The 14,636-nt window shown below is 52.4% G+C and carries 10 protein-coding genes; 4 read left to right on the plus strand and 6 right to left on the minus strand.

What is annotated here, in order from left to right; all coding sequences use genetic code 11:
- Positions 1-132: 132 nt before the first annotated feature.
- Positions 133-1,587, plus strand: coding sequence for a DASS family sodium-coupled anion symporter (locus AACS05_RS20060; protein ID WP_045447571.1), 1,455 nt, complete (start codon positions 133-135; stop codon positions 1,585-1,587).
- A 48-nt stretch (positions 1,588-1,635) separates the two neighbouring features.
- Here the strand turns inward: AACS05_RS20060 and AACS05_RS20065 are convergent, their stop codons facing one another.
- Complete coding sequence (locus AACS05_RS20065; protein WP_045447574.1) at positions 1,636-3,807, minus strand: YgiQ family radical SAM protein; 2,172 nt, start codon at positions 3,805-3,807, stop codon at positions 1,636-1,638.
- Between the two features lie 199 nt (positions 3,808-4,006).
- On the opposite strand from AACS05_RS20065, the gene AACS05_RS20070 reads away from it, so the two are divergent.
- The gene (locus AACS05_RS20070; protein WP_045447577.1) at positions 4,007-5,482 is read left to right on the plus strand and encodes a TrkH family potassium uptake protein; all 1,476 of its coding nucleotides are present in this window, start codon (positions 4,007-4,009) and stop codon (positions 5,480-5,482) included.
- A gap of 16 nt (positions 5,483-5,498) precedes the next feature.
- Here AACS05_RS20070 and ftsP read toward each other — a convergent pair whose 3' ends face one another.
- From ftsP to AACS05_RS20095, 5 genes are all read right to left on the minus strand, one after another.
- A complete protein-coding gene (ftsP, locus tag AACS05_RS20075; RefSeq protein ID WP_045447580.1) occupies positions 5,499-6,911 on the minus strand; it encodes a cell division protein FtsP in 1,413 nt (470 codons plus the stop codon).
- A gap of 71 nt (positions 6,912-6,982) precedes the next feature.
- The gene (gene plsC / locus AACS05_RS20080; RefSeq protein WP_045447583.1) at positions 6,983-7,720 is read right to left on the minus strand and encodes a 1-acylglycerol-3-phosphate O-acyltransferase; all 738 of its coding nucleotides are present in this window, start codon (positions 7,718-7,720) and stop codon (positions 6,983-6,985) included.
- Between the two features lie 195 nt (positions 7,721-7,915).
- Positions 7,916-10,174 (minus strand): DNA topoisomerase IV subunit A, encoded by a 2,259-nt coding sequence (gene parC / locus AACS05_RS20085; protein ID WP_045447586.1) that lies wholly within the window; start codon positions 10,172-10,174, stop codon positions 7,916-7,918.
- Between the two features lie 155 nt (positions 10,175-10,329).
- Positions 10,330-11,937 (minus strand): ABC transporter substrate-binding protein, encoded by a 1,608-nt coding sequence (locus AACS05_RS20090; protein ID WP_045447589.1) that lies wholly within the window; start codon positions 11,935-11,937, stop codon positions 10,330-10,332.
- Between the two features lie 115 nt (positions 11,938-12,052).
- The gene (locus AACS05_RS20095) at positions 12,053-12,445 is read right to left on the minus strand and encodes a YgiW/YdeI family stress tolerance OB fold protein (protein WP_045447592.1); all 393 of its coding nucleotides are present in this window, start codon (positions 12,443-12,445) and stop codon (positions 12,053-12,055) included.
- Positions 12,446-12,596: 151 nt separating this feature from the next.
- Between AACS05_RS20095 and qseB the strand changes: the two genes are divergently transcribed.
- The gene (qseB, locus tag AACS05_RS20100; protein WP_045447595.1) at positions 12,597-13,256 is read left to right on the plus strand and encodes a quorum sensing response regulator transcription factor QseB; all 660 of its coding nucleotides are present in this window, start codon (positions 12,597-12,599) and stop codon (positions 13,254-13,256) included.
- The gene (gene qseC, locus AACS05_RS20105; protein ID WP_045447598.1) at positions 13,253-14,602 is read left to right on the plus strand and encodes a quorum sensing histidine kinase QseC; all 1,350 of its coding nucleotides are present in this window, start codon (positions 13,253-13,255) and stop codon (positions 14,600-14,602) included. Before qseB ends, qseC begins: the two co-directional genes overlap by 4 nt.
- Positions 14,603-14,636 lie beyond the last annotated feature (34 nt).

Raw genomic sequence — 14,636 nt, forward strand, 5'->3', positions numbered from 1 at the left:
ACAATAAAACACCTGTTTATATGTGTATTTCCTGCGTTCACAAGCGCAGCATTACTACCAAATAACCACCTAATTATTAATGGTTATTATACTTAAAGAATACACATATCAATTTTTTATAGGTGTCAAACTGTGGCGGAAAACAAATCCCAGGGAGTCAAATGGCTCCCATTGATTCTTATAATATTAATCTCTTCTGGTCTCTGGCAACTCACCCCACCAACAGGGTTAAGTGCCCCAGCCTGGCATTCGGCGATTATATTTGTCGCCACTATCGCCTCTATCGTGGCAAAAGTTCTGCCGATTGGCGCTGTCGGCATTATTGGCATTACCGTTTTTGCACTCGCCTATGCCGCGGGGGATAAAACGGCCAGTGGTGCTATAACTACAGCACTAAGCGAGCTGAACAGTTCGCTTATCTGGCTTATCGTCGTCGCTTTTATGATTGCCCGTGGATTTATCAAAACCGGTCTGGGTCGGCGTATTGCGTTACAGATGATCCGACTGCTCGGTAAACGCACGCTGGGGCTCGCCTACGGTCTGGCTTTTGCCGATCTGATCCTCTCTCCCGCCATGCCAAGTAATACGGCGCGCTGCGGCGGCGTTATCTATCCGATTGCCGATTCTCTGGCACGCAGTTTTAACTCAAACCCAGAAGATGAATCTCGCAGCAAAATCGGTACCTTTCTCATCACTTGTATCGGCAATGTCAACGACGTCACCGCCGCGCTCTTTATGACTGGGTATACCGGTAACCTGCTGGCGGTGAAACTGGCGGCAAACGCAGGAATCACGTTGACATGGGGAAGCTGGTTTATGGCAGCGCTGCTGCCTTGCCTGGTGTCACTACTGCTGGTTCCGCTGCTGGTGTACTGGCTGGTGCGCCCGGAAATTAAACATACGCCTGATGCCCCTAATCTGGCCCGTAAAGAGTTGGCAGAAATGGGCCACATGTCACGCGGCGAGTGGTTGATGCTGGCGACCGTCGGCGTTCTGCTGGTGTTGTGGATCTTCGGTGATACGTTAGGTGTCGATGCCACTACGGCCTCGTTTGTTGGCCTGTCGATTTTATTACTTAGCGGCGTTCTGAGCTGGGAAGATGTGAAAAGCGAAAAAGGCGCATGGGATACGCTGATTTGGTTCGCCGCGTTGCTGATGATGGCAAACCAGTTGAAAAAACTCGGCTTTACCACCTGGTTTGGTAACCTGATTGGCGATAGCCTTAGCAGCACCATGCACGGTACCAGTTGGGTGATCGTTCTGCTGCTGCTTAACGCCGCCTACTTCTACACCCACTACTTTTTTGCCAGCGGAAACGCGCAGATTGCCGCACTGTATGCCGTATTCCTTGGCGTCGGCCTGCATCTGAATATTCCGGCTGCTCCTACAGCATTAATGTTGGCCTTCACCAGCAGCCTGTACTGTTCTCTCACTCAGTATACTCACGCCCGTGGTCCGATCCTGTTTGGCGCGGGATATGTACCAACGGGAGTCTGGTGGCGAACAGGATTTGTCATCAGCCTGTTTAACCAGGCGGTCTTCTTGACCGTGGGTTTGATGTGGTGGAAGGTGTTGGGTCTGTACTAAGCTGAAGTGAAACTGGCCCGGTAAGCGTTGCGCCACCGGGCTACACATTTAGCGCCCTGCCACTTTCCCGCGTTTTTTATTCGCCGCAGGTGTCTGGCGTTGATGTGCCACTGGCGTATGCTTGGTCAGCGCCGGACGTGTATGTCGGTTCTGGCGACGCGCTTCACGCATCTCTTCCAGCGTAGGAGACGGAACCAAACATTCGCGACGACCACCAATCAGATGCTTTTTACCCATATCTTCCAGCGCCTGACGAATTAACGGCCAGTTGGCTGGATCGTGATAACGCAGCAACGCTTTATGCAGACGACGTTGTTTGTCGCCCTTCGGCACCACCACATCTTCACTCTTATAACCAATTTTACCCAGAGGATTTTTCCCGGTGTAATACATGGTTGTCGAGTTCGCCAGCGGCGATGGGTAGAAGTTCTGCACCTGATCCAGACGGAAACGACGCTGTTTCAGCCACAGCGCCAGATTCACCATATCCTCGTCACGCGTACCCGGGTGCGCGGAGATAAAGTATGGGATCAGGTACTGCTCTTTACCGGCCTGTTTAGAGTAGGTATCGAATAGTTCTTTAAAGCGATCGTAGCTGCCCATGCCCGGCTTCATCATCTTCGACAATGGGCCTTCTTCGGTGTGTTCCGGCGCAATCTTCAAATAGCCCCCCACGTGGTGGGTCGCCAGCTCTTTGATATAGCGCGGATCTTCAACCGCGATGTCATAACGCACACCAGAGGCGATAAGGATCTTTTTAATACCTTTTAAATCACGCGCACGACGATAGAGATTAATGGTCGGCTCGTGGTTGGTATCCATATGCGGGCAGATATCCGGGTAGACGCAAGACAAGCGACGACAGGTCTGTTCCGCGCGCGGCGACTTACAGCGCAGCATATACATGTTGGCCGTTGGGCCGCCAAGATCGGAAATCACACCGGTAAAGCCCGGAACGGTGTCACGAATCGCTTCGATCTCGTTGATGATCGAATCTTCCGAGCGGCTCTGGATGATGCGTCCTTCGTGCTCGGTGATCGAACAGAAAGAACATCCGCCAAAACACCCACGCATAATGTTGATCGAGAAACGGATCATTTCATAAGCCGGGATGCGGCTGTTACCGTACGCCGGATGAGGAACACGTTGATACGGCAGCGCGAAGACGCTATCCATCTCTTCAGTCGACAGCGGGATCGCTGGCGGGTTGATCCAGATGTAGCGATCGCCGTGTTTTTGCATCAGGGCGCGCGCGCAGCCAGGGTTTGTTTCGTGGTGCAGGATTCGTGATGCATGTGCATACAACACTTTATCGCCCTTTACCTTCTCAAAAGACGGCAGCAGCACGTAGGTTTTCTCCCACGGCTTTGGACGTGGCGGCTGAACGGTGACCGCTTTTGCTTCCTGCTTTTTAGGTGCAACAGGCTTGTTATCCGCGCAAGGCAGATCTTCACCATACGGATGTGGGATAGGATCAATTTTCCCCGGCGTATCCAGACGCGTGGAATCCACACCGCTCCAGCCTGGCAGCGCTTCTTTGACCATGATCGCGGTGTTACGCACGTCGCGGATCTGATCAATTGTCTCGCCCATCGCCAGACGGTGCGCCACTTCTACCAGCGGACGTTCGCCGTTGCCAAACATCAGCATATCCGCTTTGGAATCCACCAGCACAGAGCGACGCACGGTATCAGACCAGTAATCATAATGCGCAGTACGGCGCAGGCTGGCTTCAATACCACCGAGGATCACCGGAACATCTTTCCAGGCTTCTTTACAGCGCTGGGTATAAACCAGCGTAGCGCGGTCCGGGCGTTTGCCTGCAACGTTGTCCGGCGTATAGGCATCGTCATGGCGCAGTCGGCGATCGGCGGTATAACGGTTGATCATCGAGTCCATATTGCCGGCAGTCACGCCGAAGAACAGGTTCGGTTTACCCAGACGCATAAAATCGTCTTTGTTGTTCCACTCCGGCTGCGCGATAATCCCGACACGAAATCCCTGGGATTCCAGCATACGACCACAAATGGCCATACCAAAGCTTGGGTGATCGACGTAGGCATCACCGGTAACCAGAATAATGTCGCAGCTATCCCAGCCAAGTTGGTCCATCTCTTCTCGCGACATCGGCAGAAACGGCGCGGGACCAAAACAGGCGGCCCAGTACTGCGGCCAGGAGAAAAGGTCTCTGTCCGGTTGGATCAGGGATATTGCGCTCATAATGCTTCCAAAAATGGTAAAAAAATAATCAAAGGCCGGGGATTATACGCTGTATGTCCGCAAGAAATGAAGTGGAGTCTGAGCCAGACGGGTAGAAAGCTTTATAAATTGTTAAATTTTACTACACCCATTTTTTTCAATCATAATTAACACCATGCCGACCTGTTGAGATATCTCTTTTTCGGCGGGGGATTTTTCATTGCGACTCAACGATTCACTGCATATTTCCCAGTTACGGGTTGTTGTTCATCTGTGCGGATTTTTGGTTCTTCTGTACAGCTTCTCTATGCTGCCACCGATGGTCATCGCCCTGTTGCATAAAGAGCGGAGCTTTTTCGCTTTTTTCAGTACATTTATGACTTTCTTTACCCTCGGCGGCGGTGCATGGCTGGTAACAAAACATGCCGGTATTCAGCTACGAACCCGGGATGGTTTCGTCATCATCGTTCTCTTCTGGCTGCTTTTTTCATTTATCAGCGCGATGCCGATGTGGATGGACGATGGCTTAAATCTCTCCTTTTCCGATGCCCTGTTTGAAGGGGTCTCCGGCATTACCACTACCGGAGCAACGGTGATTGGCGACGTCAGCGCTTTGCCAAAGTCCTATCTGTACTATCGGGCTCAGCTCAATTTTATTGGCGGCCTGGGGGTTATTGTCCTCGCCGTAGCGGTATTGCCGCTGCTGGGTATCGGGGGTATGAAACTCTATCAGTCTGAAATGCCCGGCCCCTTTAAAGAAGAACGCCTCACGCCAAGACTTGCTGACACTGCACGCACGCTGTGGCTAACCTATTTCATTCTGGGACTTATCTGTACTCTGGCTTACTGGATTGCCGGTATGTCGTTTTTCGACGCTGTATGCCACGGGCTTTCGACGGTCTCCCTTGGCGGATTTTCCACCCGCAGCGAGAGCATCGGCTTTTATAACAGCCATGCTATTGAGCTTGTCGCCGGGCTGTTTTCGCTGTTATCTGCATTTAACTTCACCCTCTGGTACGTCGCTATCGTAAAACGTACCTTCAAGCCATTTCGCCGTAATGCCGAACTGCAATTCTTCTTGATTATTGCGCTGGTTATCACCCTGATCAGCACCTGGCAGGTCTGGCGAGCGGGCATGTACGGTATATCAGACAGTCTGGTGCACGCCTTTTTTCTGGCCAGCTCCATGTTGACAGATAATGGCCTGTCGACGGCGGATTACGCACAGTGGCCCTCACACACAATTTTCATGCTACTCAGCGCCAGTTTCTTTGGCGGTTGTGTGGGCTCGACCTGCGGAGGAATTAAGGTGCTGCGCTTTCTAATTATGTTCAAGCAGTGTCGTCAGGAGTTACACCAACTCGCGCACCCTCGCGCATTGCTGAATATCAAAGTTGGCAACAACGTGGTTACCGACCGTGTGGTTCGCTCGGTATGGAGCTTCTTTTTTCTTTATGTTTTGTTTACCAGCTTTTTCATCTGGGCACTCAATTTGATGGGCTACGATCTCTTCTCATCTTTCGCCACCGTCGCCGCCTGCATCAATAATATGGGACTGGGATTTGGCGTAACCGCTACAACGTTTGGCACTTTACACGACGAGGCAAAGCTTCTGATGTGCGCAGCTATGATCATGGGGCGTCTGGAGATTTACCCCATTTTGATCCTTTTCTCGCGCATGTTCTGGCGGGCCTAACAGGCCCACCTGCGCATTACGGTGCCGGATTCACCAGCATCTGTCCGATGGAGCCACGATCCGCCATTTCCAGCGTCTGGCTGTTGAAGTAGAACGGGAAATGGGCCCAGGAAGGCTGTCCGTAATAGACCAGCAACTCCACCTGACCATCCACCCAGACGGTATCTTTCCAGCCCCTGTCTTCCGGGAACGGCATTGCGCCATTCACATTACGGACCAGGAAAGAGACGCCTTCAATATGGAACGCCTGCGGCATGTCCGCGCGTACTGTCCAGCGCTCCCAGGTTCCCTGCTGAGCGGTGATATCCATGCGGTTTACATCCCACAGTTGACCATTGATTCCAGGGTCGTCATCGAGGCTGATATCGCGGCTACGAATCGGCGTTCCACTCAAAATTTCTGTTGGCAAAAGACGCATCGGCAGACTGTCAGTCACCAGCGGTAGCAGACCTGTGGGTCGCAGCGTTAATACCAGAGTGGAGACCAGAATACTGGAAGGTTCAAAGAATCCCCGGATCCGGTCAACAATACTGGCTGCCTCACCACAGGTGATCGACACTTCGTCACCGTTAGTCATATCCACCAGAATCTCACGCCGCTCGCCAGGCGCCAGCGATAGCTGTTTCACCGACACCGGAGCCGGTAAAAAACCTTGATCGCCGGAAATAACATGCAGTGCGCGCCCGTCGCTCATTTGCAGTTGGTAACGACGAGAGTTAGACGCGTTCAGCAGACGCAAACGTACCCAGCCACGAGACACTTCCACATAAGGACTCTGCGCCCCGTTGACCAATAACGTATCACCGACAAAACCACCACTGCCCGGTTCGCTGTATTCCGGCGTACCAAAGTTATCCAGACGCTTATCCTGAATAATGATCGGAAAATCATCCACGCCATAATGGTTGGGAATAGGCAGTGATTTACTCACTTCATCTTCGACCAGCCACATCCCGGCAAGACCGTTATAGACCTGCTGTGCGGTACGGTTTGGCGTATTGGCGTGATACCACAACGTCGCGGCGCTCTGGCGAATCGGCAGGACCGGCGCCCAGTCCGCATTCGGCGACATCATTCGTGCCGGCCCCCCCATCAGTGGGCCAGGTACCTGCAATCCGGCGATGGTCATCGAGACATTTTCAGTCAGACGGTTGCTGTAGATAAGCTTAACGTCATCCCCTTTCCAGACGCGGATTGTCGGCCCCAGGTAGCGCCCGTTAATTCCCCAGACAGGCGCGCGCGTACCTTGTGTAAAGGACCAGTGAGCGCGTTGCAGGGTCATAAATAACGGCTGTCCCCGGCGGGACTCCAGCAGTGGCGGAACAGGTAGAGGTTGTTGCTGACCGGCAGCATTAGCCTTCAGCGGAACAGCACCTGCACACAGTGCGATTCCCGATGCCTGAATGAACTGACGCCGACTGAGTGACATATAAGCTCCATGTAAAACTGGCTATTAACACGCAGGAAATCACTTCCTGTAAAAAACTCGAATTGCGCGAATCAAACCTTACCGGCAGCTTCCCGCTCGGCAACTTCTTTGTCGAGTTCGGCGATTTTTTGTTCCATCAGCGTACGGCAATGCGCTGCCAGTTCACGAACCTGATCCTTACCAAAATGACTGATATCCACCGGCGGTAACATCTCAACGATCGCCAGACCATTATTCAGCCGGTTAAGTTTAATCTTATTCGAAGTCGTTGAAACACATACCGGGATAACAGGGACGCCAGCAGCAATTGCCGCATGAAACGCGCCAGTTTTAAATGGCAACAGGCCACGGCCACGGCTACGCGTTCCTTCCGGGAACATCCAGATGGAAATACGGCGTTTTTTGAAATGGTTCACCACCGCTGCAATCGTACTGTGCGCTTTCGCACGATTATTTCTGTCAATCAACAGATTACCGGTGAGCCAGTACAGCAGACCGAAGAAAGGGATCCACAGCAGGCTTTTTTTACCAACCGTTACTGTCGGTGGCTGAACAATATTCGCGGCAGTAACCATGTCGTAGTTATTCTGGTGGTTACAAATATAGATGGCATTACCATAGTCCTTCGCGTCCGCTGGCATACGGCACTCAACCTTCAGGCCGTAAAGAGGGGCCAGCCGACCAAACATATGGCCGAACGTCGCGACGTGTTTTGGATTTCGCGGGCTGAAAAGACAGTATATACAACCGAAAATACAGACCAGAATGCAGTAAATAACAGTAATGAATAAACGAAAAATATATAGCATAACAACCTCTAAGGCCTAAGAGCCTGGCATTTTACGTCACCTGATCCAGAACACAGTATCAGGTTAGGGCTTTGTTAAGAGCGGCTCTCTGGAAAAGCGTATTGTTAATCGCAACGCACGAATAAACAACGGTTTCACGGGAATTTTTAACGTTTGCTCTCCCTCCGTAAAAGAAGGGAGAGCCAAACGACAGCGTTATTCTTCGCTGTCGCCGTTGCTGGCACGTCGAGGCGAGTCAATCTCAATACGATCAATGCGCTGCAGACCGCGCATTAGCGTACCGCGACGACCACGCTCGCCGGTTACCTTCTGCAACTCTTCTGGACGCAGTTTAATTTTGCGTTTACCGACGTGAATTGTCAGCGTGCTTTGCGGCGGTAATACATAGAGCAGTGCCAGACCATCTTCACCTTTTGCCGCTTCCGCAGAAGGAATGTTGATTATCTTATTCCCTTTGCCTTTCGACAATTGCGGCAGATCGCTCACCGGGAACATCAACATACGTCCGGCCTGGGTGATCGCCAGCAACATATCGGTTTCATCTTCGATCACTACCGGTGGCATGACATGCGCATTCTCCGGTAACGTAATCAACGCTTTACCCGCACGGTTACGCGCTACCAGGTCATTGAAAGTACAGACGAAGCCGTAGCCAGCATCTGACGCCATTAATAGTTTCTGGTCATCGCCTTCCATCAGCATGTGCTCAACCGTCGCACCTGGCGGCAGCGTGAGTTTACCGGTCAGCGGTTCACCCTGACCACGTGCTGACGGCAGAGTAATCGGATCGATAGCATAGCTTCGCCCGGTCGAGTCAACAAAGACCACCGGTTGGTTGCTCTTACCTTTCACCGCAGCTTTATAGCTGTCACCCGCTTTATAGCTTAATCCCGGAGCATCGATATCGTGCCCTTTCGCGCTACGTACCCAGCCACTCTGAGACAACACAATGGTGACCGGCTCAGACGGCAGCATGTCATGCTCGCTCATTGCTTTGGCTTCTTCGCGCTCCTTCAGAGGGGAACGGCGATCGTCACCATAAGCGTCTGAATCCGCCTGCAACTCTTTCTTCAGCAGGTTACTCATTTTGCGTTCGGAGGCCAGAATGCCCTGCAGCTGATCGCGCTCTTTAGCCAGTTCATCCTGCTCGCCACGGATTTTCATCTCTTCGAGTTTGGCAAGATGGCGCAATTTCAGCTCAAGGATGGCTTCAGCCTGCGTTTCGGAAATACCAAACCGCGACATCAGCTCGGTTTTGGGTTCATCTTCATGACGAATAATTTCAATCACTTCGTCAATGTTGAGGAACGCCACCAGCAAACCTTCGAGGATATGCAGGCGCTTAAGTACTTTTTCCAGACGATAGTTCAGACGACGACGCACCGTGTCGCGACGGAACGCCAGCCACTCGGTCAGGATCTCCAGCAGGTTTTTCACCGCCGGGCGACCGTCGAGACCTATCATGTTCAGGTTGATACGGTAGCTTTTTTCCAGATCGGTGGTAGCAAACAGGTGGTTCATCACCTGCTCCATGTCCACGCGGTTAGAGCGCGGCACAATCACCAAACGGGTCGGATTTTCGTGATCCGATTCATCGCGCAGATCGTCCACCATCGGTAGCTTTTTATTGCGCATCTGGGCAGCGATCTGTTCCAGCACTTTTGCCCCGGAAACCTGGTGCGGTAGCGCAGAGATCACCACCGCGCCGTCTTCTTTCGTCCATACTGCACGCATACGTACAGAGCCGCGCCCGTTTTCATAAATCTTACGAATTTCTGCGCGAGGAGTGATGATTTCCGCTTCGGTCGGATAATCCGGTCCCTGTACGATATCCAGCAGTTGATCCAGCGTTGTTTTCGGCTGCTCAATCAGCGTAATCGCCGCTTTCGCCACTTCACGCAGGTTATGCGGAGGAATGTCCGTAGCCATCCCGACGGCAATCCCGGTGGTGCCGTTAAGCAGAATATTCGGCAAGCGCGCAGGCAGCATCTTCGGCTCCTGCATGGTGCCGTCAAAGTTAGGCACCCAGTCCGACGTCCCCTGACCAAGCTCACCCAGCAGGATTTCCGCGTATTTGGACAGTCGGGATTCGGTATAACGCATCGCCGCGAAGGATTTCGGATCGTCCGGCGCCCCCCAGTTCCCTTGCCCGTCAACCAGCGGATAACGGTAAGAAAACGGTTGTGCCATCAGTACCATGGCTTCATAGCAGGCACTGTCACCATGTGGATGGTATTTACCCAGCACGTCACCAACGGTACGCGCGGATTTTTTAAATTTGGCGCTGGCATTCAGCCCCAGTTCGGACATCGCGTAAACGATGCGACGCTGAACGGGTTTCAAACCATCGCCAATAAACGGTAACGCCCTGTCCATGATGACGTACATGGAATAGTTCAGATAGGCGTTTTCCGTGAATTCATGCAGCGCAAGGCGCTCTGCCATATCGCTCATTAATCGTGGTTCCTCAACTGTAAGCCCGAACAATACCCAGTATCTGTCAGGCAATATTGCCGCAGATACTACCCTATCTGGCGTGTTGAGTCACAAAGTTCAGTGGTTTTACCGCCGCAGATAGCGACGGCAATCGTCTCCTTAGTACTTCGCTCTTAATGCGCCCGGATAAAGAGCTCTTTGCTATACACATAGTCTTGGGGATTATGCACAGGAAACCCTCCCACATAGGGTTTAAGTAATTTGATCAACGGCTGATAATAGATAGGGATGATGGGGGCTTGCTGGTTAATAATACCTTCCGCTTGCGCATACAGCTGGTTTCGCTGTGCAGCATCGGGCGTACGAGCCGCCTGCGCCAACAACGCGTCATAGCGCGCATCGCGCCACTGACCGACATTTTCAGCATTGCCTGACTGCAACGTATTCAGGAACGTTGACGCTTCATTATACGTCGCGTCCCACGACTGGCGAGACAACATGAAGTCCCCCTCGCGACGTGCATCCAGATATGTTTTCCACTCCATGGTGCGCAACTTAACATCAGCCCCAAGCCATTTTTTCCACTCTGAGGACAAGGCAATGGCCGTTTTCTCATGCAGGTCGTACTTATTGTAAAACAGCTCAAACGTTAACGGATGCTGCTCGTCAAATCCGGCTTGTTTCAATAACGCTTTCGCTTCGGCAACCCGCTCATTCCACGGTGCCTGAAGATCGGTCAGCACAGGCGGCGTGAAACCGGTAACCTGCGGCGGTGTTAGCGTCGTTGCAGGTGTACGTAATCCAAGGACTTTCTCAGCAATAAGCTGTCGATTGGCCGTTAAGTACAGTGCCCTACGCACCCGGACATCGTTGAACGGCGCTTTGCGGATGTTGAAGTTGTAATACTCGCTGTTCAGGCGAGGGATCACCCGTAGCTCGCCCGGCAGATTCTTTTTTATCGCCGGAATTTGCTGAGTCGGAACCCAGGTGAGATCAACATCGCCGGCACGATAGCGATTGTACCCCGTCACGGCGTTATCTAACGACAGATAGTCGACCTGCTGTAAAACAGTATGTTGCGCATCACGGTAACGAGGATTTTTACGCACAACGATCTTCTCGTTCACCACCCATTTATCCAGCACAAATGCACCATTGGAAACCAGATGTTCAGGCTTACTCCACGCATCACCATATTGCACAATGGTGTGCTGCGGGACGGGAAATAACGTGGGCCACGCCAGCATGGTAGTGAACCACGGTACAGCCTGTTCGAGAGAGACTTCAAGGGTAACATCGTCCACAGCCTTCACCCCCAACGAACTAACGGGGGATTTACCGTCAACAATCGCCTGCGCATTTTTAATATGCGCCGCCGCCAGATATCCGGCAAACGGGCTGAGGGTATGCGGGTCAACCGCTCGCTGCCATCCCGCCACGAAATCCTGTGCAGTCAGCGCCACACCGTCTGACCATTGCAGCCCTTTACGCAGGTGAAAAATATAGCGTTTACCGCCATCCAGAACGTCCCAGCGCTGAGCCTGAGCAGGCTGCACTTTCCCTTCACCATCCATCCAGACCAGCCCTTCAAAGAGATCGAGTACAATTTGCGCGGCGGTATTTTCTTCCACTTTTTGCGGATCCAGGGTGCCCGGATCGCTGTGGTTGTTGTAACGAAAAATTTGTTGTGGGGCGAGAGGTGTTCCGTCTGGGATCGTTGCGGCAAAAAGCGAGGGACTGCACATCAGGCTGACCAGCCATAATAATGGATGCGTTTTCATGATTTCTCTGTCGATAAAAATGATACCGCTACTTTACATGTTGTGGCCCTCTACAGGCTGATTTGTATCACATTTAGGACAAAGAAAAGGGCCGCGAATGCGGCCCTGATGCTGATTACTTGGCGACTTTAGTAATCTGTTTCACATCGATTTCGACGGAGTTCCAGTCTTTATCAACTTCCCCCTGGATTTCCACGACATCCTGCGGTGTTACGGTTACGCCATTCCAGCGTTTATGGTCAATATCTACATTCACCGTACCGGTGGCGTCTTTAAACAGGTACAAATCGTCGGAAATACGCTCGACGATATTACCGCGCAGGGTTACCCAGGTATCATCACGCAGGGATTTGGCACTTTCTACCGTCGTGCTGCTGCCGTTCGGACCAACGAACCCACCGCTTTGGCTTTGCGTCGCGGTCGGGCCAGAGAAGCCGCCCTGCTGCGCTGCCAAAACAGGTGCGGAACACAATGCCATCACGGCAACCATTGCAGCTAATTTTTTCATGTTCATGTCTCCCTTTCATGTTGTTTCACGACTATTTAATAAGTTAATCCTTAACAACTTCTTAAGCCAAAAAAAGATTCTTTTTTGCTGTACAGCATCCGCTGCCACAAGGTTTACTGACAGGCAACAGAGTTATCGCAGGGAAGAACATATGCGTATTTTACTGATAGAAGATGACACGTTGATTGGCGATGGTCTTAAGACAGGTCTGAGTAAAATGGGTTTCAGTATCGACTGGTTTACTGAAGGTCGTCAGGGTAAAGAAGCGCTCTACAGCGCCCCTTATGATGCTGTGATCCTCGATCTGACGCTGCCGGGTATAGACGGGCGCGATATCCTGCGTGAATGGCGCGCAAAAGGGAAACAGGAGCCGGTACTTATTTTGACGGCCCGCGATGCGCTGGCAGAACGCGTCGAAGGCTTACGCCTGGGCGCGGATGATTATCTGTGCAAACCCTTTGCGCTAATCGAAGTTGCTGCCCGTCTGGAAGCTCTGGTGCGTCGCGCCAGCGGCCAGGCCAGTAGCGAACTGAGTCACGGACAGGTAACGCTTAATCCCGGCGCACTGACCGTCACGCTGACGGGGGAGCCGTTGTCGCTCAAACCAAAAGAGTTCGCGTTGCTGGAACTGCTCATGCGCAACAAAGGTCGGGTACTGCCGCGCAAACTTATTGAAGAGAAACTGTACAACTGGGACGAAAACGTCTCCAGTAATGCGGTTGAAGTACACGTCCATCATTTACGCCGTAAACTCGGCAGCGATTTTATCCGAACGGTGCATGGCATTGGCTACACCCTGGGTGACGCATGAAACTCACACAACGTCTCAGTCTGCGCGTCAGGCTCACACTTATTTTCCTTATCCTGGCCTCGATAACCTGGGCAATCTCCAGCTTTGTCGCCTGGAAACAGACAACGGATAACGTAGACGAACTGTTTGATACACAGCTGATGCTGTTCGCCAAACGGCTAAGTACGCTGGATATCAGCGACGTCACCGCCTCGCGTGATATGGCCCGCACGCCGAAGAAGCTGAAGCACGGTCATATTGATGACGACGCGTTGGCGTTTGCTATCTACTCCACCGACGGAAAAATGGTGCTGCACGATGGCGACAATGGCCAGGATATTCCCTACAGCTACCGCCGGGAAGGGTTTAGTGATGGCCAGCTCAATGGGGACAACGACCGATGGCGCTTTCTGTGGCTGAACTCTGCGGATGGTAAATATCGCATCGTGGTCGGTCAGGAGTGGGAATACCGGGAGGATATGGCACTGGCGATTGTTACCGCACAATTAACCCCGTGGCTTATTGCGCTCCCGCTGATGTTGCTTATTCTGGTGGTCATGCTCAGCCGTGAACTCAGGCCGTTAAAAAAACTGGCGCAGGCCCTGCGCTGGCGTTCCCCTGAATCGCAAGAACCGCTCGATCCTAAAGGCGTGCCAAGCGAAGTGCGACCACTGGTCGAGTCCCTCAACCAGCTATTTACCCGCACACACTCTATGATGGTCCGCGAACGGCGTTTCACCTCCGACGCAGCCCATGAGCTACGCAGCCCATTAACCGCGTTGAAGGTGCAAACTGAAGTGGTGCAACTGTCAGATGATGACCCGCAAACGCGAGAAAAAGCGCTCCTGCAGCTTCACGCAGGCATTGAGCGCGCCACGCGTCTGGTTGATCAGCTGCTGACGCTTTCACGACTCGACTCCCTCGACAATCTGCAGGATGTAGCAGACATCCCACTGGAGGAGTTGTTGCAGTCCGCCGTTATGGACATTTACCACCCGGCTCAGCTGGCTCATATCGACGTGCGTTTGCAGATTAACGCACACAACGTTAAGCGTACCGGTCAGCCACTCTTACTCAGCCTGATGGTACGCAATCTGCTGGATAATGCGATTCGTTATAGTCCCCAGGGTAGCATTGTGGAAGTGACGCTCAATGCCCGATTTTTTAGCGTCAAAGATAACGGTCCAGGCGTGGCAGCGGAAGTCCTGACGCACATTGGTGAGCGTTTCTATCGCCCGCCAGGACAAAGCGTTACTGGTAGCGGTCTGGGTCTGTCGATCGTCCGTCGTATTGCGACTTTACACGGGATGTCAGCCTCGTTTGGCAACGCTCCGGAAGGCGGGTTTGAAGCAAAAATCAGCTGGTAGCAACAATATTATTGCTAATAATGCAAAAGACTTT

The organism is Citrobacter sp. S-77 (assembly GCF_963864895.1).
In the GTDB taxonomy this organism is placed as follows: Bacteria; Pseudomonadota; Gammaproteobacteria; order Enterobacterales; family Enterobacteriaceae; genus Citrobacter; species Citrobacter murliniae.